We start from the raw sequence: 26,512 nt of genomic DNA on the forward strand, positions 1-26,512 counted from the left end.
TATATCATTCAGGCATTGTCATTATTCTTGTTGCCGTCGTCTTTTTTAACAGCTTCACTGCTGACATTCTTCTTTTTCTTTTTAAAATTAAGAGCATAGATATCCTCGTTATATATCTTATAGTTGGGATCCCAGCCGTCAATGTGGGACTTATCAAATATGCCCTGTACCTTATAGTTCTCAGGATCATTCCCTGTATTCTCACCGTCCACCCTTTCGGGATCGTCCTTTTTGGCAAGCTCAGGGTGACGTTTTTCAATAAATCGTGCTATTTTTGGAGTGATAAGGCAGGCAATGACGATAAAGGTCATTATTACGACACAGCCTGCTGCCAGCTTCAACAGCAATAGCAGTAATTCTTTATTCAGACAAGTCACCTCTTTTCGCAAATATAAAGTTATTATAGCACAATTATTATCCAAATTCAAGAGGTGAAATATGAATTTACCGCCATTTCTGACCTTTAGCACGAAAAAAAGGCGGAACAAAGTCCGCCTTAAAGCATTTTCTTTCGTTTGAAAAAGATTATACACACTATCACTACTATTATGCTAAGGGCTATAACACCCGGATACCCCTCTTTAAGTTCGGGCATATTCTGAAAGTTCATGCCATACCAGCCCGTGATAAGGGTCAGAGGGAAAAATATAGTGGATATGACCGTAAGAAACTCCATATTCTTGTTCTGCTGAGCATTGACATGGGACTGATAAGCGTCTCGCACCTGCGTTGCATATTCAAGAAGATGTACAGTTCTGCCCATAAGCCTGTCGGCACGGTCTGAGATAGTGCCGAAATATTTTTTCTGCTTTTTCTCAAAGAAGCCGTTCTCGTCCTCTTCAAGCTCTCTGCCCAGATCCATTATTTCATCATAGTAGCTTCTCAAAATAAGAAGCTCTTTTCTGATAGGCGTTATAGTTTCAAGAAAATCGTCCGTCTTGCCATCGTTTACGTTTTCCTCAAGCTCCATAAGCTTTTGCTCATGTTCCGCAAGAAGCTCGGTGTCACGGAGCATAAATTCGCTGAAAAAATTGTAGATAAAATGCTCCCTGCTCTCTCCCTGATTATGCCTGCTTCTCTGTATGCGTTGGACTAACCTGAGCGAGAACTCCTCATCGTCTATTATCACCATGTTTTTGTTGTCGATAAAAAACTGTATCCTGTGGCGACTTCCCCTTATGTCAAGAAGCTTGGGGATAGAAAGCGTGCCTGCCAGACAAAAAGGCTGTGATTCTATCTTACAGAACACAACGTCACGCAGGGATATCACACCCTCGTAGGTTATGTTCGCCGTTCTGAGGGTTTCCTCTGCGTGAGCAGAGTCGGTAATAAACACAGCCGAGCAAGTTTGTTCGCTCAGCTGTGCCGGTGTTATTTCTTCAAGTGAACCCTTCAGGGCAAATATGGTCATTTATCCTCGACCTCCGCCTTTGAAGCTCTTTCATAGGCAAGGTCATAGAAAAGTTCCTGAGAATTGAGCGGTTCTTTTCCGTCTGAAACAAGGGTATATTCCCCGTCAGAATCAAGCTCTCTTGCCTGACAATTATCTGCAAGCATTTTGTCGAACATCATACTTATCTGAGCCTTGATATCCTCGTCAAGAATAGGTGCAGCGACCTCAACACGTCTGAGGGTATTTCTTGTCATAAAGTCTGCGGAAGCAATATATATCTTTCTTTCCTCGCCCTTGCCAAACATATAGATACGGGAATGTTCAAGAAAACGTCCTACAATGCTTATTATCCTGATGTTGTCGGTTTCGCCCTCAACGCCCGGGATAAGACAGCATATGCCTCTTACCACAAGGTCTATCTTAACGCCTGCTCTTGAAGCTTCAATAAATCTGTCGATTATCTTCTTATCAGTGAGAGAATTTATCTTCACCCCAATATAGCCCTCTCCACCTGATTGTGCTATGGCTATCTGCTCGTCTATCATATCAAGCACCTTGTTTTGCAGACAATTCGGCGCAACAAGAAGCTTGTCAACGCTCTTTACAGTATCGTCAGAAGCAAGGGCATTGAACACATCTATAGCGTCCTTTGCGATGTCCTTATCGCAGGTCATAACAGACAGGTCGGTATAAAGTCTTGAAGTTTTCTCGTTGTAGTTTCCGGTGCCTATCTGAGTATAATACTCAGTCTTTGTGCCTGAACGCTTTGTGATAAGGCAAAGCTTTGAATGTACCTTATAGCCCTCCAGACCATAGATAACAGTACAGCCAGCCTTTTCAAGTCGGCGTGACCACTCGATATTATTTTCCTCATCAAATCTCGCCTTAAGCTCTACCAATACAAGAACGTCCTTGCCATTCTCTGCGGCTTCACAAAGAGCTTCGACCACCTCACTGTGCTTTGCCACACGATACAATGTCATTTTTATAGACACAACATTTTTATCGTCAGCCGCCTCACGGAGCATATTGATAAAAGGCTTTATGCTATCAAAAGGATAAGAAAGCAGTCTGTCTTTCTTTTTTATCTGCGGCAGGATCGGCTTGTTATCGTCAAAGGCAGTAAACCTCTGCGGAACTCTCTTTTTATAGAAAAGCTCAGTTTTCTGTCTGAGTATATCCTGTATCTGGAACAGGAATGACAGATCAAGAGGAGTGCTGTTTCTGAAAACAGATTTTTTATTTACTTCAAGCTGTTTGCAGAGCAGGTCAACGATATTGTTATCAAGCTGCCTTGAAAGCTCCAGTCTGACAGGTGCAAGACGCTTTCTTTTCTTGATAAGGTCAGCCATGAACTCACGGTAATCAAGATCTTCGTCGTAAAGTGCGTCAGCGTCGATGTCAGCATTCCTTGTTACTCTTATAAGTGACTTTGACTTCACAGTATATCCCTTGAAAATTTTCGGGACATAGTGGAGGATAAGCTCTTCAGAAAGCATATACTTGCCCGTTGAGCCGACTTTTATAAGTCTTGGAAAGACCTCACTTCCGCAGGAGATAACACCCAGCTTCTCCTTGGAATTTTTGCTTTCAAGGACAACAGCGGCATAGATATCCTTATTTTTAAGGAAAGGGAAAGGCTGCCTTTTGCCCACCACCATAGGCGACAGGAGCGGAGCTATCTGATTAATAAAATACTGTTCCAACTGAGAATTTTCCTCCGCTGTAAGCTTGGAAAAATCAACAAGAGCAACGCCCTGCTCGGCTATTTTCTTCATAAGGTCAGCGTAGATCTTATTTTTACGCTCGTTAAGCTCGCCCACTCTAGCGATAACGGCTTTGAGCTGTTCCTTAGCGGTCATATTTGTTTTATTTTCCCTGCTGTCTGGATCGACCTCCATCTGGTCAGTAAGCGAGCCTACACGAACCATAAAGAACTCGTCCAGATTGCTCTGATAGATAGAAGCAAAAGAAAGTCTTTCACAGAGTGGCACGCACTCACGCTCAGCCTCCTCAAGGACTCTTTCATTAAATTTCAGCCATGACAGCTCTCTATTCATAAACACATTTTTCATTATGTTATTCTCCTTGGAATTTGATATTATGATTTTATGTACATCTATACTATTTCATCTATTATAACACAAAATAATAAATTGTTAAAGAGTTTCAGGAAAAATTCATGTAAAATATTCTTCTTTTATGCAGCATTGACCACATCGGCACAATCAAATTATGCAAAATGATAGATTTTCGTAAATTTGCAGGCAAAAACACTGTACAAAAAAGCAAAAATCAAAAAAGTCCAAACTTTTTGTGCAAAAAAGGTTGACAACGGGGCATAAATAGTGTATAATAATCAAGTCGCTATGAGAAACGCATATGGCGGTATAGCTCAGTTGGCTAGAGCACTTGGTTCATACCCAGGGTGTCACCGGTTCAAATCCAGTTACCGCTACCACATTTCTCATAGCGAAAAATCGGCCCGTTGGTCAAGAGGTTAAGACGCCGCCCTTTCACGGCGGAATCATGGGTTCAATTCCCGTACGGGTCACCATTCAATGTGCTCGGAAGCAGCGTAATATCGCCGTTTCCGAGTTTTTCTTTTATACTGAAAATGTGCTTTGTCCGCTACTTGTCCGCTATTGCGATTTTTTAGCGGACAAACTTGTTTTAACTTGTGCTATCCTGCGGAAGAAAACTGAATGCTCCGTCCATCGCCTGAGCCACTCTCGCCTGTGCGGTCTGGAACATATGAGCATAGACGTTCAAAGTAGTTCCTGAGTTGCAATGTCCTAACGCACCCGATACCGTCACTACATCAAGCCCCGACGAGATCAGGGCAGAAGCTGCGAAGTGTCTGAAACTATGAATACCATAGAAAGGCATATCGTTCTTCTCGCAGAACTCTTTCAGCCAGCCATAGGGAGTCTGGTTGTTCATGGGACTTCCGTCCCACTTGACGAACAGCCTGTCGCTCTCTACCCACTTGTCACCCAGGCGGAGTGCTTCCTCGTCCTGCTCGTCTTTCAGCTCTTTGAGGATATTCATTATGTACGGACTGATTTTCAGCACACGCTTTGAACGCTTGGTCTTTGTAGTGTCGGTATAGATGCCACGCTCTGACGTGTAGTTGCTCGTTCTCTTGACGCTGATGATGTCATTCTCGAAGTCGATGTCCTTCCATTCAAGACCGAGCATCTCACTCCTGCGGAAACCGCTGTATGCTATCAGAAAGAAAAACGCCCTGTACTTCGTAGGCTCACCGTTGATAGCCGTCAGGAGCTGTGCCATTTCCTCCTGGGAGTAAATAGGCTTCTCCTTGACCTCACCTTTCGGGATAGTCACTTTTCTGCACGGGTTGTCCGCTACCAAATCCATTCTCACCGCATAGCTGAATACGTCCGAGATAAAGCTCAGGTTGTGACGTATCGTTTTCGGTGCAAGGGGCTTGCCTGTCTTTTCGTTCGCTCCCTCTTTGGCGAGTGAGTTCACGAAGCTCTGCAAATGCCTTGCGGTTATCTTGTCGATACGCAGATGCCCTATCGCAGGATAGACACGGTGCGTGAGCTGGAGCATTCTCTCATAGGTAGTGCTTCTGAGGGCGTTCTTTGCGTAGTTCTCGAACCATTCCTCCGCAAGCTCCTGAAACTTCATAGCAGATGTCTTGTAGCCGTGGTTGACAGCTTCCTCGAACATTACCGCCTGTCTGTTCAGTTCCTTTTCAATCTGCTTCTTGGTCATACCCTCATCGGGTTTCCAGGTCATGGACTGTTCCTTGTGATTGCCGTTGATATCGTAGCCGCAGCTCACTCTGATAAGATAGCTGTTGCCACGCTTCTTTATTGTTGCCATAGATTACCTCCTAAAAATCTATGACATACCCTTGTACATCTATAATCTTAGCGCAATATTTTGGGCTTGTCAAGAGATTTTACGTATCTTTTCAGGGTATGTCATAAAGTTTCATCTTTTGTTCTGTTTTATATTATTCCAGTCCCCACGACTTTTTCTTTTTGGCGGCGGACTGTTGCTGTACTTCCTGTTCACGCTGACTGTGAACATACGCCTGTGCCTGCTTGACCTCAGCATACTTCTGCGGCTCTAAGCGTTTCATCAGGCTCACAAACTCTGTCAGGTCATCGACCTCAGCTGACAGTTCAGCGTTATCACGGCGAAGCTCCGTGCGTTCTTCTGCTGCACATTTCCAGCGCTGACACACATCATCATACTCTTTCATCGCAGCATCGAGCTTTTCATGGAGAGAGTAGATCGTATTGCCGGACTTGTAAGCGTTATCATTGACCTTCTTGACAAGCTTGCAGAGCCTCTGCACCTTGGCGATGATAGCATCCTTGTGCTTCATGATAGACAGCTTACCGTCAAGCAGACCGACAAGCTCTCTGCGAAGCTGATCGCACTCATCCTCGATCTTGAACTCCTTTTCATAGTCGGGAATGTAGTTGATTATTGCATTGACTTGTGCTGTTTTCTGTTCAATCTGCTGGTTGAGATCTTCACGCTTTGCCTGCTTCTCAGCAAGCTCACTTTCGACCTGAGCCATTTCAGCATTGAGAGCTTTTATCTCATCCTGATGCTTGCCGTACTCCTCGACAGTGTAGCTGTAACCTCTGGACTTCTGCGGTTCACTGATCTCAATACCGTGTTCAGCACAAATATTGCTGAGAACAGCCCACTCCTTGAGTCTCCAGCGGTTGATCGCTCTTGCATCATGACCGAAGTTCATTTCCTCAAGAGCTTTCGCCATAGCATTCCTGGTATCAAGACCTCTGTCATAGTGACCAACAGGAATGTAGTTGATATGCAGGTGCGGCGTTGCTTCATCTAGATGCAGAACGGCGTTAAAGACGTAGAAGTTGGGATTTCTCGCCTGGAAATATTCCATGTACTCACGCAGGCAGGCAACTGCGATCTCTGCATCCGGAGTGCCGACACCTGTATCGTCCTTTGTGCCGATCTGCACCAAGTCTTCATAGAAGCTCTTCTGCTTGTTCGCTCCGGTGATAACACTTTTGCTTGGCTCACGGTTGAACAGATGCTGGAAGTAGTCGTCGATCATACGATCCTTTCTTTTCTGATGAGCGTTGTATCTCTCTACCGCTTCATCAAAAAGCTGGTGGTAAGCATCACCCAGATCCTGCTGAACGAACACGATGTTATCCGCAGTTCTGGACGGGTCGATGTTCTTGGCAGTGAACTCCCTGTTGTTATGTGAAAGGCTGCCTTTGCCCTGACACATTGAAATAGTTTTTGTGATCATGTTAATAATCTCCTTTATAATTATAGTCGTACCCTCTGATGAGGGAGATTGCTCGCACAAGACTCGGCTATGTGCTATGCAAAGCCCTGACGGGCAAATTGGCTTGCAACGATAAGGATATCGGCAAACCAAACGGCTCGGAGAGCCGGATTTACTTGCGGTGCGCCGCCAGTAACCCCATAGCACTTTTGACAGCCTACTCGGACTATCAAAAATGCTAATGTGGCTCTGCGAGGCTGATCGGCTGAGGTCACAGCCGAAAATGTGGGCGCATTTATTCAAAAATCCGCATTACATTTTTTCAAAATCATCACACGAGTTTTACTCAAAAATGAGTAATAGCCTATGGGGATTTTGATGAAGTGAACCCGCTCAAAAATGAGCAAGTTCGATTTCCTGAATCAGAACGGCGGCTCCTCCTCGACATCGAGAGTTTCGAGCAGGTATTCTATCTCTTTTTCATAGAGATAGCTCTCATAACCGTTGAGTTAGTGAATGCTGCGAGCAACAGCTTCACGAATATCAAGGCCGCTTCTTTTTTCAAGGATAGAAGTCAACGCTTTTACCTTTTCCATATCGACCATTTTTCACGCCCCTTCCCATTGAAATAGGCGATCAGGTCAGCCTTGTTCACAAGGATTTTTCCGTTCCTGCCCTCGCCTGTGCGGACGGACTTCACCTTGCCCTGCTTCACAAGCTGACAGACGGTGTGTTCGGAAAGTCCAGTAATGAGTGCGGCACTCTCCTTGATAGTCAACATCTCGACCTTGTTGGCGGTCGGTGCTTTGGTAGTCTGCGGAACGGTGTTTTCTCCGTCCTCGGTGAGCTGAATGAGCAGCTCCAGAATGTTGTCTACGATTGCTTTCTTTTCTGTTGTATTCATAGTAATAAACCTCTCTCTTTCTACGGTTTTTATGTTGTGAACTTTAAGCATTTTAAGCACAATAGCTCCTATAATGTCTAAAATGTTTATTGTGTACGGATGTGAGGATTGATATAGACCATTACCCTCGAACGGTTACAGCTGTTTGCTGCCGGAACAGTCTCACGGCGGAGATAGTTGTACTCCTCCAGCATCTCCATAGTCTCAGCGAAGTCCTGAGCATTCTTGAACAGTGTGCATCTGCACAGCTTGTAAAGATCGTTCAGTCTGATCTGCTGAATATGCTTGGAGCGTAACTTGTTCAGCACACGTTCAGCCTTGATCGTGCCGATATCAACGTCACCTAAGCTGTAAGCGTATATCGCCTGTTCACGGAAATACTCACCGATCTCAATAGCGTTGCAGAACGTATCCAGTGTCACACGGCTCTCCACAGGCTCAATGTCGTTCAGCGCACACTTGATACAGTGAATGATACCGCACAGACGGAGCAGTTCGCCGTGATACTTGCCGCCCCAGTCTTTGCAGAATGCCATATCCGTGACAAGGTGCGGCTCGATGAAGTTGTTGTAGTAGTCAACGAACTCACCGTATGCCTTGGCATCGAAATGCAGATACAGCTCTTTCTCGTCATGGTAGGTGAACTTCGCTCCGAGGAGCTTATAAATCAAGTCCTTGTAATTCACGGAAACGGATTCAGGCACAGCCTGTGTATCGTACTTGCGTGAACCGATATTGCTGACGGGGAAACAATACATGAACCTCGCTATCAGACCGCTACCCCTGAAAACAGGATTGTTTATCATACCGTCAAAGACATAGGGCTGGCACGCAAGGCAGATGCTCATGTAAGGTTTTTTGAGAACAATGCTCGCCCTGGTCGCTCTGTCGCTGATATATGTTTCGCCGTTCCACGATTTCAGCAGGAGGTCGAGATTCGGAACGTTGTTGGAATAGCGTCCGCTGAAATTTCCGAGCATTCCCGCTTCGTCCGAGATCATCAGGAGCGTTCCGTTTTCTTCAAGCAGGTTCACAAGGGATTCGGGTGTAACATCGTCCACGGCTATCCTGCGGAAGTTGCTGGGCGGAATGTTGCTCAGTTCTGTTTGCAGCTTGGCGATCTCCTCAGCGGTCACATCTTTTTTCTTTTCAAGAGCTTCGAGCTTGCTCTGCAACAGCTTGCGTTCAGCCTGAGAAGTGAAGATGTCCTGCTTGTTGCTCTCGTTCCAGTCGTGTGCAAACTGAATGTACGGACGCTTTATCAGCGACATAACGGGAGACTTCTTGAAGCTCGGCTCTGCTATCGTCAGGGTGTCAAGCACAAGCGGCTCCGTATGGTCACGCTTTGCCGACATACGGTATACTCCCGAAAAGCAGTAGCTCACCGCCGAGAGTATCGTAGTGCCTGCCATTGCAACATCGGTTGAGGTGGTAGTCGCTATCGCCTGCGCCATATCACCTATTATAGGTGGCAGTGCGTTCACAGGGAACGGCAGGAGGTTCGTCCCATCGGGACGGAGGGGTGTGGGCTGAGCCCACTGTGTTTCATTGTTCAACGATCTATCATCGTCCTTTCGTTTGATATTTTATAAAGCGCTTTATAATTGTTGCGGTTAACATGAAGTATGCTGCTCCGCTGTCAGGTATCGTTCTCTCCTGACAATCCAATTTACCGTAACGGCACTTAGTAAATCCATAATATTACGTTATAATCTGTGCAAATTGCGTTAATTACTTCGGTTTTATCATAACGTATCATGATTTAAACGTTATTATCTTGACTTTTTCGGGGTGCAATGGTATAATTATCATAACGTATTCTATCTTGAACGTTATAGAAAAGGAGTGTAATATGGGCAAAGATAAAAAAATCCTGCTCTATCGCATCGACGAGCAGGCAAAAAGCGTGATATTTGTTGTTACCGAGGATAACGAGAGCGTATGGGGAAAAATCTCCGAGGACGCATACACCGTTATCAGCTTTGATGATGTGTTCAGAGACATAACGGAGTTCAGGAGCAATTTTCTTGACTATGAACAGCTCACAGATGAGCTTATCGGAGCTATCAACGGCAGAGGCGCGGTGTTCCGTGAGATATTGGAACGATTTGATGATAACCGCCTGAACAGCTTCAACTTCTTTACAAGGTACTATTCCGATACGCTCCGTGATGTGTTCACCGAAGCGAGAGCAGACATAGACAAGGCAGGAGCATTCTTCAATACCCGTGCCTTGAAGAAGTCAACCGAGTATGTCAATGATGTGTTCAACCATATCCGTGAGGTCATGCGTGATGACTGGAACTTCGACTTCAACTCTGAGAGCGACATGAAAGCGTTTCGGCTCAGTTTTGATAAGATAATCATACGGGGAAATGACCGTAACGATATTTACACCATAGCAGATACAGCCCTTGTGAACTTCTTCTATGATTTCAGTTTTGCGATACATAAGATGAAGCTATATGTTTGCAAGTGTAAGTATTGCGGTAAGGTATTCCTCGGAAAGAAAAATGCTGTCGCCTGTGAAGCAGAGAACTGTCAGGCGACCTATCAGCATGAAGTCAAGAATGCCAAAAGGCGCAAAAGAGAGAACGGCACTTATAAAGTATACAGCACAAGACTCAGTAACTATATTGGTCAGCAGAAAACAAAACTGTCTGCTGAGGTGCTTGATGATCCTGCACTTGTGGAGAAGTATGACCAGCAGCGCAAGGTGTTCACAAAGCAGATGCAGGATAAGCTCGATGAGTATGAAGCCGAGAACCGCCTGCCCGATGAGAAGCTGAGTGCTTTCTATGAGAAAATGAAGCAGGACGTAATGAGTTTTGTGTATGCTTTGGAAGCTGAGGCGGAGTGAGAGGAACTTTGAATCCAGTGGGTTCATAGTTGTGACATGACGAAAAATAGGTGAAATGCTCTATTTCTTAGTTGCTTTTTCAGTGTAGTTATGCTATAATAATTTCAAAGGAGTATTGTTATGGATATTATAATGAATCATAGCCCGTTACGGGCAATTAGTTTATTTGCAGGAGCAGGTGGCTGTTCACTTGGATTTCATGAAGCTGGTATAGACATCCTGGCTGCATTTGATAATGCTGATGCCGCAGTGCAAACATATAACTCTAACTTCGCAGGAAATAAATGTAGAAAACTTGATCTTTCAACCTGTGATTTTGAGAAGTTACGGGATGAAATTGGACTAAAAAAAGGTGATCTTGACTTGATTATAGGCGGCCCTCCATGCCAAGGTTTTACAACAGCAGGCAGTAGATTTTGGGACGATCCTCGAAACAAACTGGTTAAGAACTACACCCAAGCTATTGAGCATTTTTTCCCTCGATGGTTTATGATGGAAAACGTAGAAGGTATCTTAACTACAGCTAAAGGAAACTATATTGTTGAATGTATCAAAAGACTATCTGAAATCGGTTACTCTGTATTTCTGAAAAAAGTATATATGCAAGAATATGGAATTCCTCAGAGAAGGAAACGAGTGATTATTGTAGGAAACAGATTAGGAATCAACTTTTCTTTTCCAAATCCTGAAATAAATGCAACAGGTTCGATTTACCGTAACTCAAACATTACACTAAGAGACGCTATCGCTGATTTGGAAACTCAAGAGAATCATGAAATCGATCATATATTTAGAAAACAAAATGCACTGCAGCAGCAAAGAATAGATGCATTACAGTGTGGGCAAAGCATGAAAGATTTGCCTGAACATTTGCAACACGACTCTTTCAAGCGAAGAGCAAATCGTCGTGTTTGTGATGGTACTCCAACCGAAAAAAGAGGTGGGGCTCCATCTGGACTAAAACGCTTGTTTTATGATGAGCCTTGTTTAACAATAACAAGTGCCTCCCCTTCAGAATTTGTTCATCCGACGCAAAATCGAACTTTAACATTAAGAGAATGTGCGAGAATTCAGACATTTCCTGATTCTTTCAGATTTTGCGGAACTGATGCACAGAAGATTCTTCAGATCGGGAATGCAATCCCCCCTGTCTTTGCGAAACAAATGGCGTATAAGATAATGCAAGCAGATAACGAACTTCCTATTGATGAGGTTTCTCCTGGGTTAATAGATTTTGAAGTTACAAAAGCATCTGCCTTAAGTCCTGCATTGTCTAAGACGGTGCAGATGTTGACCGCTTTACAAGCACCTAAATACGAACAGTTAGCATTCAGTATATAATATTAAGGAGTGTAATTATGGCTATATCCAAACAGCAGAAAGTGTTTTATCGTTCTTTTTCTCAACACGGTTCTGGTAATGCCTTGGTTGAAGTTTCACCAGAAGATGTATCATTGCTAATCCATATTGCATATCTCGATTTGTTTAACGCTACTCCTGATTGGATGGATGATTCATATATAGCATTAGCGCATAAAAACTTCTTTGAAATTCCAATGTCAGATATTTCTTCATTACCGCACAAGTCTATAGAAGATGCTGTTCATTATCTTGAATTGTGTGGCGCAACAAATACAAGCAACTCAATCTATCTATATTTGAAAAATCTTTCAGAGCTTTATAGAAGAAGGTATAAGTATTATCATATATTAAAGACTCAGAAGTTTCCGCTTCCTGATCAGATAGGATTGAGGGGATTGTTGGAGTACGGCAATTGTTCTGATGATTTGTTGTTTTCATGGATGAGATGGCGTAAGTTGATTTATGATATCGATAATAGAAGTGCTCAGGAAACCGGGTATCTATTCGAGCCTATTCTATCAAGCTGTCTTGGTGGCGAACCAAAATCACATACCAATTCACCTGTTAGAAGAATTGACGAAAATGGTGAGCCTACCCGCCAAGGAAGACAGATTGATTGCTATATAGAGGATGATAAAGAAGTTTATGAATTGAAGTTAAGGGTAACGATTGCTGCAAGCGGTCAAGGACGTTTTAGTGAAGAACTCAGCTTTCCATATGAAGCTGAGAAAGCAGGACTTACTCCTGTGCTTATTGTATTTGATCCTACACCATCAGTATTGTTGGAAAAATTGAAAAAAGCTTATGTAGAGCATGGTGGACGTTATGCAATCGGAAATAATGCATGGAATTTACTTGCTGACAAAGCAGGAAAAGAGATGGGGCAGTTTATATTGAAATACATTAAGCCGCCTATCACAAAAATGGAAGAAGCATCTATAGAATTACCATCCAATATTTCACTTATAACAAATTCTGAATGGCTGATAATTCGAGATGATACTGGAAATGAGTACAAGATTCCCAGGGAATGATATATGCTGTAAAATAAGAGGGATGTGTTATAATGGCTGAAACACAGGCAAATGCAATATCTTTAATCAAGGCTTGGTTTGATAAGGCTGATAAGTGGCAAAAAGACTTATTCTGTCAGATTTGGCAAGGAAATGAGGACGTTGAGAAGCTAACTGCCAGAGCTTTTTCGTTAGCAAAAGCTGAATATCTTGGAGAGAACAGCAAGTTTGCTCCATTGACCACATTTCCAACCACAGTAGAGTTTTCAAGCGGCAGCAATTGCCCTATTATATTAAAAAGCATTTCCGAAGTTCAAGGTGTTGGTGCTTTATCGCCTACAAGACCTTTGGAATTTGGCAATAATCTTACTATCGTGTATGGAGAGAACGGGTGTGGCAAATCCTCATATGTCAGGATTTTGAAAAGTGCTGTATCTCCTAAAAATGCAAATGCGATTTTGGGCAATGTATACGAAGCTAACTGCCCAAGTCCACAAGCGATACTTACATATAGCGATGATGGCGAAGAACATCAAATTCACTGGAAACCAAGCTTGAAAAGCACTTGCCCTTTGAATATCTATGACACTTCTGTTGCCAAACAGTTTGCAGAAGAAAAGAACGAAGTAATATATGAACCACATATATTATCCATACTTTCAATAATCGCGGTGGTATATGAAGGCATAAAAACTAAATTTGACGAATTAGGAAGTGAAAATTTAGGTCAGCAAACACCTCTGGATAAAGCAATCAGTAATCAAAAATTAATAACTGACTATTATGCCTTAAAAACGATTAAATCATATGATCAATTTATGGCAGATATAATTTGGGACAAAAGCCAACAAGTGCAGCTTAGTGCCTTGCAAGAAGGCTTACAAAACCAAGATCCGTCCAAACAATTAAATGCTTTAAAGGCGCAACGAGAACTTGTAGAGAAACAGTACCAAGCGTTGATTGATCTTATCACTAAAACAGGTGATAGCTTTAGCGACAAATACTTATCACAACGCAAGACACAGATAGATACTAAACAAGAAGCTGACCATTTGATAGAAGAACTAAAAAGAGTATCTATTATAAGCAAAACGGGTTCGGATTATTGGAAAAAAATGTGGGTTGCTGCTGTCAAGTTTTCTCAGGAATCAACATCAAAACGTTCCGACAGTATAATTGTAGACGGGAAATGTATTTTATGTCAGCAAGACATTTCTGAAGAAGCAAACACAAGAATTACTGAATTCTATAGGTATATGACATCAACAGCAATAAAGCAATCAGAAAAAGCACATTCAGTCTTTGAAAACACAGTAGATCAGTTGCAAACAATCTTCTCCAGTATCAATATAGAGCAAATTGAGTCAGTATTAAGAGCAAGCAGCGTTGAAGATGATATCATTAGGCAAATCATTGAGCAATATAAGATTATTAAATCAAGGTGTAAGTGGCTTTTGGAGTATACTTATGATACAAAAACTTCTATTCCTGTCTCAGCGGAAATAAAGTCCTTACTGGATGCAAAAGAAAAGCTCTTAACCGACTATTCGGCAAGAATAAAAGCTTTACAAGATATCATTGACAATAGAGAAAAGCAGATTAATTTCGTAAATAATTTACTTGCAAGAAAATGGATAAATGAAAACAAACTTGTTCGTAAAAAACATATCCAGATACAATTGGGGTCGTCAAGCTGCGCTACCAATGCTCTCACTACAGTCAAAAGAAAACTAACTCAGATTTTGATTACAGATACTTACATTTCAAGATTCGAGGACGAAATGTACTCCTTGGACATTAATCATAAGATTAAAGTAGAGCTTATTCCCAAAACAGAAAAAGGCAAGGCATATCACCAAGTAGCATTAAGAGGTGCTGTTCAAAAGAAGAAAACAGGCGAAGTATTAAGTGAAGGTGAATTTAGAGTGGTTTCCTTGTCTGCATTTCTCGCTGATTTGTCGTCTTGGGATAAAGTTTTACCATTTATCTTTGATGATCCTATTACTTCGCTTGACCAAAAATACGAAGAGATGGTTGCTAAAAGACTGGTGAAGCTATCGCATGAGCGACAAGTAATCGTTTTCACCCATAGACTTGCATTTGCACAACTCTTGTTTTCATGTAATGAAGCATATAATGCTACTCATTATAATGAAGAAGGGCATGAAGCGTTAAAAGTAAAGCAAGTTGAACTTAGGCATCTACCTCTTGGAGAACCTCAAGAACCAAGTTATCATGGAGCTAAACAAATGAAGGATGCTCTGAAAAGCTTGAAAAACAATGAGATTATTCTTCTAAAAAAGCAATTTAAGAACAAAGAATATGAAAGTTACAATGATGGTATTAAAGCGCTTTGTTCAAAGCTGCGAATAATAGTTGAACATGGAATAGAAACTGATTTATTACAATCTATTGTTACACGATTTGGTTATTCAGTTGGTTCATTAAAAGTGCGGCTTTTATATAATGTAAAAGAAGACGATATTGCTGTATTTGAAAAAATGATGACAAAATATTCAGCTTATGAGCATTCACAATCATTGGAAAGACCAGTATCTCTCCCTGAATTAAGTGATATAGAAGCTGATATAGAATCATTATTGGCTTGGTGTAAAGATTTCTGGAGTCGTTGCTCCTCTAATAATCCCAAGAAGTAGATTGCTGAACCTAAAAGCACCTCAACTGGAACATAAACACCAATCATATACTCATACATTGTCTCTAAAAGGAGAAAAATATGGATTCAGGACTTACAAGTCGTTTAGGTGTATGTAAAGCTGACTGTGAATTAACAAAACTCGGCTTTGCTTTTAGAGAACAAACTATTTTAGATTATGGAATAGATGCAATTATTGAAGCACCAAACAGTAACGAAAGTTATCTGTCTGGTAAGCTAATAGCAGCTCAGATAAAAACAGGAGATTCTTATTTTGATGAAAAAAAGGATGAGTCTATAGTATACCGTGGCGAATTGAAACACTTAGATTATTGGTTGAATCACTCTTTGCCAGTAATCATCATCCTTTACTCGCCTGAGCAAGACAAGTGTATTTGGACATCTATAAACAAGCAAACGGTTATCAAAACCGAAAAAGGGTGGAAAATCAATATTCCCTACAATAATGACCTTCATAAAGCGAAAGCTCAATTGTTAGAATTAGCTAATAGTCAAAGCGAATTTCAACGAAGGTGGGCTTCATTGCTTATTGCAAAAGAATGGATGCTCGATGCCATTAAGCAAGATGGACTAATATTAGAGGTTCAGGAATGGGTTAACAAATGTTCTGGAAAAGGCGATTTTATTCTAAAAAAAGATGATGAAGAAGGAAAAGAAGTAGCCATTTTTGAAAAAACAATATTTGGTTTTGGAACAAGATCATATGAGCTTGTAATAACGGATTTATTTCCTTGGGCAGATATATGCGTAGATGAATCGTTTTACGAACTCAATCAGGACGAAGAATTCGTCGAAATGAGGAAAGAGCAAGATAATTTCCCCTATATATATCCATATAGAAATGGCGCTGGGGAAGTTGATTTTTATAGGCTGAAGCTTACAGTAAATCGTGTTGGGAAAGCCTTTTTGGAGATAAATGATTTTTTAGAAAATAACAAGTTCTATATTATTGACAAAATTTTCTAATTGTAACAACTTAAAAACGGCTGCACCCGAAGGCACAGCCGTCTAATCTCAAATATAAACCATACACTCAAACACCGATTCTCTCGCCATATATATGAAGCAATTCTCCAGACCGATCATCTTTTCAGCATCACCGCTGAGGACAGCTTTCTGATAACAACTATCTGTCTGCTTCCAAAACTCCACCTGACAGGAGATAGCATCACTGACTTTCTGCTCTATATCGTCAAGATACTGCATGATCTTACCCTCTTTGACGAGCCTGCGAAGCCTGTCGGGACAATGGCTGTCAGAGAAATGAAGATGATACCTAATGAAGTCGGTGTGGTAGGTCTTGCTTTCCTCAATCTGAGTATCTACATTGAAGTGTGTGACGGTCACGGTTTTAGTGTCCAATTGCCACAGAGAAACGTATTTCTTTTTCAGTGGATTATAGGTGGTCTGTTCACTTTTGTATCTGCTCATACCGTCCACCTCACTTAATAGGCTTTATCATTTCAAGGACAAGCTGAGCGCCGACCTTGAAGCCCTTGCGGAACTCATTGCGATTGGAGATGTTGTGCAGGTCAATGTCCGCTGACTGATACTCATTGAGAATATCAGTGCTGTCGGGATAGGCTTTCTTCAGTTCGGCTTCCGCCTTGACGAGCCTGTCGAGGGCAGTTCTGTACGTTCCGTCAGTGTCCTCTATTTCGGTCAAATGAAACAGGTCATAGTCGTAAAGTTCATCGAGAATGTTTCTCATTTTTATATCCTCCATATCGAAAATTATACAAGGGTATGTCGGATATTTTGTCCGCTATTTGTCCGCTAAGGGTGCAAAAACTTAGCAAAAAACAGTATAAACGAACTTTTGTGGATTGTTCTGAAATGCCGTATTTTCGGGCGTTTTTGCATATCTCGATAAGTCACGAAAAGTGCGCCGAGATTTTCAATTCCCGTACGGGTCACCAAAGTTTAAAGCTCGGAGATAGCACGTTGTGCTGTTTCCGAGCTTTTGTTATCTGAAGTTTCATACCTTCCATGTTCTGCCCTACTTTTCCCCGCACACCTCACTCTTGAGTTTTTTCGCCACCTTGAAATACTCATGCATTTTCACGTCCGCAGGGTCTATCTGCAATGCAAAGGATATCCTGCCAAGCAGCGAATTTATGTACTTCTCAGGCGCAATGTCAGCACCTTTGAAAAACAGGCTTTGGGAAACTCCGTATTTCTCACAGTAATATATTTCCTGACGTATCTCCCGACGCTTCTTCGACGAGATCTGCGCCTTTTCGTTGACTACTATCCCCGTTACCTGCTGACGTTGCGATGCGCCGATAAGCGTCGTTTTTTTCATGTTCAGCTTAAACCCCATTTTCCGCAACGCCCTGCTCACAAGTTGCGTTATCTCTTTGGCGTTAAGCACAGCTTTTCCACCTGAAAATGTCATATCATCACAGTATCTTGTGTAATTTATGCCACGCTCTCCACACCACTTGCCTATCCTCTCATCAAATCTTTTCATCACCAAATTCGATATCTGCGGAGATGTTGGCGCACCCTGTGGCAGTATGCTGTTATGAGTGCATATATTTGTCAGCAGCGTTGTTGCAGGCTTAGAAAATCCAAGCTCGCACATGACCCCATAGACCTTGCCAAAATCAATGCTGTCAAAAAAGCCTGAAACATCGAGTTTAAGCACTCTTTGTTGACCAATATGCGGCTCTGCATTTTTCAAAAGCGAGGAGTTTTTGCAATATGCAGTGGCATACTCAGATACGGACAGCGTGTAAAGATACCTTTCAAGTATCCTTCTTTGAACGAGCTTGAGATATTCGTTCGGCACTTTTAACACCCTGTTTTTATGCCCTCTGCCACGATGTATTATCACCTTGCGGTAATTTGAATAACACTTTCTCTGATTTCGTTTATGATAGCGTATTCGGTTGTTGCTAAGCATATAAAGCTTTTTTAAAGGAACATCAAGCTCCTCTGAGATCCTTATGATATCATTATCAATATCATTCATTTTGTCACCTCAAAAAAATAATAACAAGCGTCAGCACAAGATTCAAATGCTTTGGAGCCGAATTTTATTTAATGGAATTAAATCCGATTAGGTGAAAAAGCTTTTGATAAAGCTACTATTCCCTGAAACTTCCACAGCGACTCGCTGTAGTTATGCGTTTTGCAATATCGCTGCTGACGCTTGTCATATTTTACTAAACCATGTTATGTACTCATGATAAAAGCACCTTTTTTATTTTATGAGATAATTATATCACGCGAAATGCACAACAATTGGTGCATCTCGCAGAGCACAACGAAAAAAATGGCTGTATATAAACACTCTGATATCATTTTACCAATTTATGCACAACACGTCAATGGGTTATCCTGACATTTTGCGCCAAACGCCAATATTTTGTATGAATACACAAAAAAACATCAAAAAAGGGAGCGTATTCGCAAATTTAGAAGTTCCAGTTACAGATGAGTTTTTTTCAGCGACATTGTTCTACCTATTCCAACACCATCTTTTACAATTGCAACATATGGTTCACCTTGGTGAAAAAAATCAATCTTTCCAATTAAACCTGATGCACCATATACATCGTATGCACCATTCTTATCAACAGCCTCAGATAGTTTCAAATTAGAGATACCTTTTTTCGCATACATCTTCAAGTCTAACTCGCATAAGCCCATCTACAAACCCGAATTTGTTGCGTAAGTATCGTAAGAATTATTAATGCAGACTTGAGGGCTAAGCGTTTTTGGCTTATAAAGTCAAATAAGTGTCTTGTAACGGACTTAAAAAAGTGTGCTCGCCCTTGTTGTTGACATGCCATGTGCTTATGTGCTACAATTCAGCAAGTAGGAAACACAGCTCATAAGCGACCTTTCCGACTATTTTGACGTCGAGCTTATCAACCGCTTCTCACAGAAATACACTTTCAGCGAGATATCAAGATCGGTGTACAGAAAGATAGTTGAAAAACGGCTTGCGAGCGAAATAAAAGTCATCAAAAGGCTTCACCCTGAGCTGAATATGGACTCCCTGTTCAGTGCAGACGTGCTTGCAAAGGCGATAGATAAGATAACAGCCGACACCTACAACATCAAATCAGGTGCAAGACCTGCCATCACAGCAGTAAGCAAGTTCATTGACAGCAAACTTCTTTCACACTTCTCACGCAGGACAAAAACATACAGACTAAACCAAAACTAACGCTACGCCACAAAATCCGCCACAAAATACTAATGACCGCACCTTTCACGGGTGCGGTCAATTTTTTTATTCTGACAATTTTACTCTTATTAAACAGATATAAAGAAAAGAAAGATAAAAAAGCTCGTATCATATTATTAGGATATGTCACACCCACAGAATATCACGCTAAACAGCCGATATTACGATGTGATCTTTGCATTTGATGTGCGGGAATTGGATTTTTTCTATATGATCTTACCGTCAGACACTTCGATAACACGACTGCATTGTTCTGCGACTTTTGGATCGTGAGTAACGATAACGACTGTTTTTCCCTCTTTGTTAAGGCGTTTGAAAAGCTCCATTATCTCGGCCGAGGTCTTTGTGTCCAGCGCTCCTGTAGGCTCGTCCGCAAGTATCATGGCAGGCTCGTTGACAATTGCTCTGGCTATAGCAACACGCTGCTTCTGTCCTCCCGAAAGCTTGTTGCAAGGCTTCTTAGAAAGATCCCCCATACCAACAGCTTTTAATGCTTCAAGAGCTTTTTCTTTTTTATTCTTTATCTTTTTCTTTGCAAAATCCAATGGGATCAATACGTTTTCAAGGGCAGAAAAATCCTCAACAAGTGCAAAGTCCTGCATTACAATGCCTATCTTTTCATTCCTTATCTGTGCATACTGCCCCTCCGATAAATTTTTTACCAAAGTGCCGTCAATTGTGTACTCACCGCTCTGATAGCTGTCTATGCAGGCAAGGATATGCAAAAGTGTGGATTTTCCTGCGCCTGATTTTCCAATTATCGCTACCATTTCACCGTCTGATATCTCGCATGATACCCCATGCAAAGCCTCATATTCATTGGCTTTCTTTGGATTATATATCTTTGTTATTTTATCAAGCTTTATCATTATAATGCCTCTCTTATTCATTTATCATCAAGATCTCATTTGGTGTATTTCGTCTCATTATAACGCCCGGTATCAAAAGTGAGATCAGAATGTTCAAGATAACGATACTTACACAGCCGATCAAGTGCAGCCAACCAAAACTTATCACTGTATTTCCCATAAATTTGCTCATAGTAAGAACATTTGAAATACACACTGCAATGGCGGCTGCCATAACTGCGGTCATAAGATCACACACAAGATCTATCTTGATATATGCGTTCCACTTTGCTCCGCAAAGATAATAGATACCATAATCTCCAAGTCTCTTTTTTATGTTCACTGCCGAAGCCGAAACTGAGCTTACAATAACAAGAACTATCACGCATATAAGCATTGGAACAAGCTTGATAAGCTGACCATTAATATAGACAAGCGAATTTTCTCTGAAATCCTCAAAGTCAAAAACCCTGCCATAATCCCTCAGATATAATTCAAGCTCCTTAAAACGCTCATTGCTTACATTATCCTTTAACGTTACTATTTGGTTGCCGCAAGGATATATTTTACAGTTTATATCTTTAAGACAGTCTGTCGGAACTATCAGCATCATGTTGCCATACTTATTGACATTAGCATAAAGATCTCTGAAATCAGGCTTTTCTTTTATGCTATCCTCAGTGCCTAAATATGCAGATGAAAACCCCAGCAACTGTGAGCCGTCAGCTATGACACCGACAATTTCCACCTTGTTCTTAACATACTCATACTTATAAGGATCAGCATAGTCAAAATCCTCATCATCAGGGGACATCTCCCCTACTTTCTCTTTGTGCATAATGGTAACTATGTCACCCGTTTTGTAGTTGCTGTTTTCAGTCACAACAGCAGGTATCAAATCTCCGTTAGCCGACGCATTAGACAGCCATTTTCCCGAACTCATCTGCGGCGTAAATGACTTTATCATATCTTCAGATAAAGCATTAACGCTCATTCTATCGTCACCAAGTCCATTAGATAGATCTTTTGATGACGGAGAATAATACAAGCTTGTATCATATCCGCTTGTCACCGACTCCACATCATCAATATTTTTAAGCTCACCGTCAAGAAGAGTAGCATCATATATATTACATATATATAGTCCCTTGCCATCAGGAAAGTATTTCTTTACAGGAGTATACATCTCTATTCTTGAAAGAACAGAAGAAACAGCCGCCGACATTATAATAAATGCAATGGCGAGCTGAACAGCGATAAAAACATTGCTGTAGATATTTCTTGCAAATTCTTTTAAACCATATTTTATCATATTATTTTCCCCTCTCTTTCATCATTTTCACAGGGGATCTTTTATTCGTAAACAATATCACAATGTTAAGGAACAAATAAATAGAAATAATATATATTCCAAATATGGTCATATATACCCTGAAATTATATGCGACCTTGATATACTCAAAAAACAAAGTAAGCTTAGGAAGCAGCGCATAATTGAATACCAATGCAAATATCACATATATCGTCACTGATATCATACCTATCTCGGCTATATACATCCGTCTTATTTTATTTGACGTGCAGCCACACAGCATGAATATAGCAGTCTGTTTAGCACGGGATCTTATTATGTATCTGAAAAGCATTGCAAGGTTTATTGCAGAAGCTATCGCAACGGCTACGGACATAAATATAACGGAATTGTAGAATTTTATTTCAGCCATATCGATCGTGTCTATCGGAGGAAAATTAACATTACACGTTAGAACTTCGCTGAAAGCTTTTTTCAGCTTAAAAAAGCTTTCTGTATCGAGAGCATTGTCATCAAGAAAACTTATGCTTGAAATAGTGCAGTTATCACCCAACGTTTTAAATGGCACCTGAAATTCCTCTTGTACAGTATTGCCGAATATGCCTATGACCTTATAGCTTTTGCCAAGCAGTTCAACATTCTTGCCGATCATATCGTCTTTTGCGCCGCTAGGCAGCACGACCAAATTTTCGTCTGAAGCATATTCTTCCTTAGTAAAATATCTGCCTTTGCGGATACTCATGTTGTCGACATACGATTCGTATAAACTATAATCATTCAGCTCCTCATCATATTGAATGCGCACCGCAGACATAAGATACGGTTGACCGTCGTCAAAACACTCATCAATTTTAAGCTCTTCTTGATCAAACATTAAACTAAAATACATACCCGGCATTGACGATTTAGAATTATCATCAAGCTTGTCAAGCACCTCCCGAAGCTGAACAGGAGTTATAGAATCTGTTCCAAAATAAGACAAGATCCTGCCATCACTGTCTTCCTGAGTATCTATTATATCGCCAAATGAAAAAGTATAGTTAAATACATACTTCTTTTGCTTTTCAAAATCCTTGCTTGCTTTAAAATTCTGAAATGCACCATGTGAAAACAATATTATAAGCACATCAGTAACGGCGCAAACAATAAATAGAATAAAGATAAGTACATTCTTTACGGCAAAATTTTTCAGGTTAATAAAAACGTATTTCATTTAGTCCTCTTAATATTACTTATTTTGATTTATACGATAATAAACATCGTCTATAGTATACTGATTATCCTTATCGGTTTTAACTTTTACACGATGGATATAATAAGCATATGACTGACCATATACCTCTTTGGTTGCTGACGTAGTTGCTAATGCAGTAGTAACAGCCATAGTGCTTACAATAGCCAATGCAACAATTCCCGTAACAATTTTCTTAATAATCATACTTATTTCCTTTCTCGTTTCGCAATAAATCACGAATTTTTAATTTGTAGACTTAACTGAATTTGCCATACGAATTATGTCATCTTTGCACAAATTACCGTCTATTTCAAAAGCATAAGTTCCATCTGTCCATGCAATTATTGTATATTCACTGTCATATGAAATGAATGCTTTTTTGCCGTTAATATCTACCCATTCAGTCTTCATATTTTCGGTATCTACCTGATTAGACACTGTCAAAGAACTTTGCGAATAGTTTATGTATTTATCGCCTGATATATAATGTATTTCATGCCTTGTATCGTTAGTGACAACAGATTTGATTTCAAATTCGCTAGGTACGAATGTCGGTACATACTTAACAAAATTATAAATGCTAAAATCGTCCAAAGAATTATCTTTTATATGCGTTATTTCAGCGTTTCCATTATTATCCTGTACAAAAACTCCAACAAACCATTCACGCAGCGGCGGTACGGCGGCAACTGTAACAGAGCCGACCGCAAGCACCGCAGCTATTATCGCCGCAGCAAATCTTAGAGTGATCTTTATATGTCTGTGACCGCTTTTTCTGTTAGTTTTTATCAGCTCGCCAATTCTCTGCTCATATTTTTCCGAAAAATCATGTGGAATTTTCTCGACAGCCAAATAATCCTTATAGTCTTCATCAATTATGCCTAATTTTATTGCTTGTCTGAACTTATCATTCAAAACGATCACCACCGATCAAATCTAAAATTTGTCTTTTGGCTTTGTTCAGATAATTAAATACCGTTCTCTTAGAAATGCCCATGATCTGTGCGATCTCATCAGCGGTCAGATCATAATAGACCTTATATGCTATCACAGACTTTAGTTTATCATCCAGCTTTCTTACCGCATCTATAAGCAGATCTAAGTCAATATCATCATAAAAATCCTCACTCGGCTCATCTTCCGCCTTAAGATCAAATATAGACGATGTTGGATTTTGATTTTCCTTATTATAGATCGCATAACAGGCGTTTCTAATAGTTCTAATAAGATATGCGTCCATATCGTGCAAAGAATAATTGTGAATTTTTTTAAAACATTTTGCGATGCTGAAAAAAGCATTTGCACAAGCCTCTTCTGCCAGCGCAGAATTATTCAAGATCTTGTATGCAAAAGCATAGGCTATCTGACGATTTCTGAAATAAAAATCTTCAAAAGACGTCTGATCCTTATCGTTGTCTATCAAGGTCATACATACAGCTAACATTTGATTCCCCCTGAGTTACTTATGTTACTAAGTATAACACATATTGACATACTTTTCAAGATACCAACAAATAAACTTATAACCCGAAATTATAATACATTTTGCAATTTATACTTGTATAAAACTAACATGATTGAGCCATTCAATTTAGTTAAAGCTACAAAAATTCAAATATAAATCAACAATATGATGCACGAAATGGTGAACTTTTGTCAGATGAAAAACTGGTATCTTTCATTTACTTTTTCAACCATAAGATCTATGGCATTTATCAATTCAAAAAAATTGAGAATAACAAATTAGTTTTGGTCAAAGAAATAAGGAAGTCATACTATGATTCAATAATCGATCAAAAAAAGGTCTTTTCAGAAATTGAAGAAAACTCCAAATGCAAAATTATTCAATAAGATAGGCATTGCCTTGAATCTAATAGCCAAACCTGAAAAAGCCAACCGCACCCAAATGGATGCGATCGGCTTTTTTATCTTATTCGATTTTTTCTACCCCAGCTTCAAAACATTCAGCAGGAATATCCAGCTAGTTCCATAGTAAGCCACAACTGCCACCAGATCGTTCAGCGTGGTTATCATAGGGCCTGACGCAACGGCAGGATCTATCTTTATTTTTTTGAAAAAGAGCGGCGTGAGCGTTCCCACTGCACTGGATACTATTATAGCGAGTATAAGTGAAATGCCTATACAACCCGACATCGCAAAGGAGTATACCAACCCCTTGCCCTTGAAAAAGAAAATATACAGCCCCACCGCTATGAACGACAGCACTCCTATAAGAGTGCCGTTCAGAAGTCCGACTCGCATTTCTTTTGATACAAGGTGAAGCTTCTGCTTTGCGGTAAGGCTTCCGTCTGTAAGCACACGGATAGTCACTGCAAGGGATTGTGTACCAACATTTCCCGCCATGTCAAGTATCAGCGATTGAAACGCCACAATAAGAGTGAGTTGTGCAACAACTTTCTCAAACGCTCCCACCACTGTGGACACCACCATGCCAAGTCCCAACAGCACAAGCAGCCAAGGCAATCTCTTTTTCACACTCTGCAATACAGGCTCGTTGAGATCCTCTTCTGCGGAAAGACCGCCAAGCTTTGCATAATCCTCGCCCATTTCATCATCTGATGCCTCGATGATGTTTTGCGCTGTGATAACTCCCAGCAGCCTGTTTGAATCGTCAAGCACAGGTATGATATACTCTGAATAATCCTTCAGCTTTTCGATACAATCGGCAGTCTGCTCGTTGGCGTAAACATATGGAAAAGAAGTTGCCGTTATGCTCTCAAGCTCCACCTCGCTGTCAGCCGTGATAAGATCCTTCAGATCTATAGCTCCGCTGAAAACCTTATTTTCGTCCACCACGAACAGCGTTGAGATGTTGTCATTTTTTCTCGCCTGACTAACAAGAGCGTTCATTGCCTGCTTTACAGTCATGTCTTCGTCAATGATAATGCAGTTCGTAGTCATTCTGCTTCCTATCTCTTCCTCATCAAATGAAGCGATAAGCTTGAGTTCACTGCGTACATCAGGTGCAACAGCGTCTATAATAAGGCTTCTCCTGTCCTTGTCCGTTTCAGACAGAATGTTCACCGCAGTATCAGTGTCAAGCTCCGATATAAGCTCCGAAGCCTTGTGGATATCCATTTCTCTCAGATACTCCCCTGCCTGTTTTTCGTCAAGATATTCAAATATCTCTGCCAGCATTTCAAGACTGCACACACGGTAGAATTTCTTTCTGTTGGGAACAGAAAACGTACTTATTACCTCTGCAATATCACTGCCATGATAATCATCAAGCCTGTTCATCATGGCCTTCGGTGAATCATTGCTGTTGATGACAGCGGTTATCTCGTCGCAATGAATGTTCTTTACTGCGTCCTCGTTTGAAATTACATTTTTGTTCAGTTCATTTTTCTTCATTTGCTTGTCCTCCGTTTCATTTTTTTATGACGTGAGGGACAAACAGGCATAAAAATGCCCGTGCATGACAGGT

Annotated in this window: 24 protein-coding genes and 2 tRNA genes; 8 read left to right on the forward strand and 18 right to left on the reverse strand. The window is 40.8% G+C overall.

The features are described from left to right. Positions 1–8 precede the first annotated feature (8 nt). The 3 genes from DW015_RS02895 to ppk1 all read right to left on the reverse strand — a co-directional run bounded on the left by DW015_RS02895 (position 9) and on the right by ppk1 (position 3,516). On the reverse strand, positions 9–422 hold the full coding sequence (locus DW015_RS02895) for a hypothetical protein (protein WP_242993202.1): 414 nt from the start codon (positions 420–422) through the stop codon (positions 9–11). Positions 423–496: 74 nt separating this feature from the next. Continuing rightward, the gene (locus DW015_RS02900) at positions 497–1,411 is read right to left on the reverse strand and encodes a CorA family divalent cation transporter (protein ID WP_046440278.1); all 915 of its coding nucleotides are present in this window, start codon (positions 1,409–1,411) and stop codon (positions 497–499) included. Then, on the reverse strand, positions 1,408–3,516 hold the full coding sequence (gene ppk1 / locus DW015_RS02905; RefSeq protein WP_347501003.1) for a polyphosphate kinase 1: 2,109 nt from the start codon (positions 3,514–3,516) through the stop codon (positions 1,408–1,410). Before ppk1 ends, DW015_RS02900 begins: the two co-directional genes overlap by 4 nt. Positions 3,517–3,777: 261 nt before the next feature. Here ppk1 and DW015_RS02910 point away from each other — a divergent pair. Further along, a tRNA-Met gene (locus DW015_RS02910) sits at positions 3,778–3,854 on the forward strand. Between the two features lie 21 nt (positions 3,855–3,875). Continuing rightward, positions 3,876–3,950 (forward strand) — tRNA-Glu (locus DW015_RS02915). A gap of 116 nt (positions 3,951–4,066) precedes the next feature. On the opposite strand, the gene DW015_RS02920 is transcribed toward DW015_RS02915, so the two are convergent. The 4 genes from DW015_RS02920 to DW015_RS02940 all read right to left on the reverse strand — a co-directional run bounded on the left by DW015_RS02920 (position 4,067) and on the right by DW015_RS02940 (position 9,113). Continuing rightward, positions 4,067–5,248 carry a tyrosine-type recombinase/integrase gene (locus DW015_RS02920; protein WP_117904069.1) on the reverse strand — a complete coding sequence of 394 codons (1,182 nt, stop codon included), beginning with the start codon at positions 5,246–5,248 and terminating at the stop codon, positions 4,067–4,069. Between the two features lie 133 nt (positions 5,249–5,381). Then, positions 5,382–6,674, reverse strand: coding sequence for a plasmid recombination protein (locus tag DW015_RS02925; protein ID WP_117904071.1), 1,293 nt, complete (start codon positions 6,672–6,674; stop codon positions 5,382–5,384). Between the two features lie 562 nt (positions 6,675–7,236). Beyond that, positions 7,237–7,557 carry a helix-turn-helix domain-containing protein gene (locus DW015_RS02935; protein ID WP_117904230.1) on the reverse strand — a complete coding sequence of 107 codons (321 nt, stop codon included), beginning with the start codon at positions 7,555–7,557 and terminating at the stop codon, positions 7,237–7,239. Between the two features lie 86 nt (positions 7,558–7,643). Beyond that, on the reverse strand, positions 7,644–9,113 hold the full coding sequence (locus DW015_RS02940; protein WP_117904073.1) for a YfjI family protein: 1,470 nt from the start codon (positions 9,111–9,113) through the stop codon (positions 7,644–7,646). Positions 9,114–9,409: 296 nt separating this feature from the next. Between DW015_RS02940 and DW015_RS02945 the strand changes: the two genes are divergently transcribed. The 5 genes from DW015_RS02945 (at position 9,410) to DW015_RS02965 (ending at position 16,435) form a co-directional block, all read left to right on the forward strand. Then, positions 9,410–10,417, forward strand: coding sequence for a hypothetical protein (locus DW015_RS02945; RefSeq protein WP_117904075.1), 1,008 nt, complete (start codon positions 9,410–9,412; stop codon positions 10,415–10,417). Positions 10,418–10,537: 120 nt separating this feature from the next. Continuing rightward, positions 10,538–11,758, forward strand: coding sequence for a DNA cytosine methyltransferase (locus DW015_RS02950; RefSeq protein WP_117904077.1), 1,221 nt, complete (start codon positions 10,538–10,540; stop codon positions 11,756–11,758). Positions 11,759–11,775: 17 nt separating this feature from the next. Further along, complete coding sequence (locus DW015_RS02955; protein ID WP_117904079.1) at positions 11,776–12,813, forward strand: restriction endonuclease; 1,038 nt, start codon at positions 11,776–11,778, stop codon at positions 12,811–12,813. Between the two features lie 32 nt (positions 12,814–12,845). Continuing rightward, positions 12,846–15,449, forward strand: coding sequence for a hypothetical protein (locus tag DW015_RS02960; protein ID WP_117904081.1), 2,604 nt, complete (start codon positions 12,846–12,848; stop codon positions 15,447–15,449). Positions 15,450–15,529: 80 nt separating this feature from the next. Further along, positions 15,530–16,435: a DUF4365 domain-containing protein gene (locus tag DW015_RS02965; RefSeq protein WP_117904083.1), complete on the forward strand. Its 906-nt coding sequence runs from the start codon at positions 15,530–15,532 to the stop codon at positions 16,433–16,435. 48 nt (positions 16,436–16,483) lie between these two features. Here DW015_RS02965 and DW015_RS02970 read toward each other — a convergent pair whose 3' ends face one another. The 4 genes from DW015_RS02970 to DW015_RS13335 form a co-directional block, all read right to left on the reverse strand. Then, positions 16,484–16,900, reverse strand: a complete 417-nt coding sequence (locus tag DW015_RS02970) for a hypothetical protein (RefSeq protein ID WP_117904085.1) — start codon at positions 16,898–16,900, stop codon at positions 16,484–16,486. Positions 16,901–16,910: 10 nt separating this feature from the next. Next, positions 16,911–17,180, reverse strand: coding sequence for a DUF6809 family protein (locus tag DW015_RS02975; RefSeq protein ID WP_117904087.1), 270 nt, complete (start codon positions 17,178–17,180; stop codon positions 16,911–16,913). Between the two features lie 288 nt (positions 17,181–17,468). Next, positions 17,469–18,446 (reverse strand): reverse transcriptase family protein, encoded by a 978-nt coding sequence (locus tag DW015_RS02980; protein ID WP_117904089.1) that lies wholly within the window; start codon positions 18,444–18,446, stop codon positions 17,469–17,471. Positions 18,447–18,904: 458 nt separating this feature from the next. Next, positions 18,905–19,072, reverse strand: a complete 168-nt coding sequence (locus DW015_RS13335; protein ID WP_181979820.1) for a hypothetical protein — start codon at positions 19,070–19,072, stop codon at positions 18,905–18,907. Positions 19,073–19,394: 322 nt separating this feature from the next. On the opposite strand from DW015_RS13335, the gene DW015_RS02990 reads away from it, so the two are divergent. Beyond that, on the forward strand, positions 19,395–19,649 hold the full coding sequence (locus tag DW015_RS02990; protein WP_117904092.1) for a hypothetical protein: 255 nt from the start codon (positions 19,395–19,397) through the stop codon (positions 19,647–19,649). Between the two features lie 227 nt (positions 19,650–19,876). On the opposite strand, the gene DW015_RS02995 is transcribed toward DW015_RS02990, so the two are convergent. The 7 genes from DW015_RS02995 to mgtE form a co-directional block, all read right to left on the reverse strand. Next, the gene (locus DW015_RS02995) at positions 19,877–20,539 is read right to left on the reverse strand and encodes an ABC transporter ATP-binding protein (protein ID WP_117904232.1); all 663 of its coding nucleotides are present in this window, start codon (positions 20,537–20,539) and stop codon (positions 19,877–19,879) included. A 13-nt stretch (positions 20,540–20,552) separates the two neighbouring features. Then, positions 20,553–21,830 (reverse strand): hypothetical protein, encoded by a 1,278-nt coding sequence (locus DW015_RS03000; RefSeq protein WP_117904094.1) that lies wholly within the window; start codon positions 21,828–21,830, stop codon positions 20,553–20,555. Position 21,831: 1 nt separating this feature from the next. Further along, positions 21,832–23,043, reverse strand: a complete 1,212-nt coding sequence (locus DW015_RS03005; protein ID WP_117904096.1) for an ABC transporter permease — start codon at positions 23,041–23,043, stop codon at positions 21,832–21,834. 15 nt (positions 23,044–23,058) lie between these two features. After that, on the reverse strand, positions 23,059–23,268 hold the full coding sequence (locus DW015_RS03010; RefSeq protein ID WP_117904097.1) for a hypothetical protein: 210 nt from the start codon (positions 23,266–23,268) through the stop codon (positions 23,059–23,061). A gap of 39 nt (positions 23,269–23,307) precedes the next feature. After that, on the reverse strand, positions 23,308–23,979 hold the full coding sequence (locus tag DW015_RS03015) for a DUF4367 domain-containing protein (protein ID WP_181979821.1): 672 nt from the start codon (positions 23,977–23,979) through the stop codon (positions 23,308–23,310). Then, positions 23,972–24,508: a sigma-70 family RNA polymerase sigma factor gene (locus tag DW015_RS03020; protein WP_117904102.1), complete on the reverse strand. Its 537-nt coding sequence runs from the start codon at positions 24,506–24,508 to the stop codon at positions 23,972–23,974. The genes DW015_RS03015 and DW015_RS03020 overlap by 8 nt, the downstream gene beginning before the upstream one ends. Before the next feature lie 500 nt (positions 24,509–25,008). Beyond that, on the reverse strand, positions 25,009–26,439 hold the full coding sequence (gene mgtE, locus DW015_RS03025) for a magnesium transporter (RefSeq protein WP_117904103.1): 1,431 nt from the start codon (positions 26,437–26,439) through the stop codon (positions 25,009–25,011). Positions 26,440–26,512 lie beyond the last annotated feature (73 nt).

Source organism: Ruminococcus sp. AF37-20 (genome assembly GCF_003460465.1).
GTDB classification, from domain to species: Bacteria; Bacillota; Clostridia; order Oscillospirales; family Ruminococcaceae; genus Hominimerdicola; species Hominimerdicola aceti.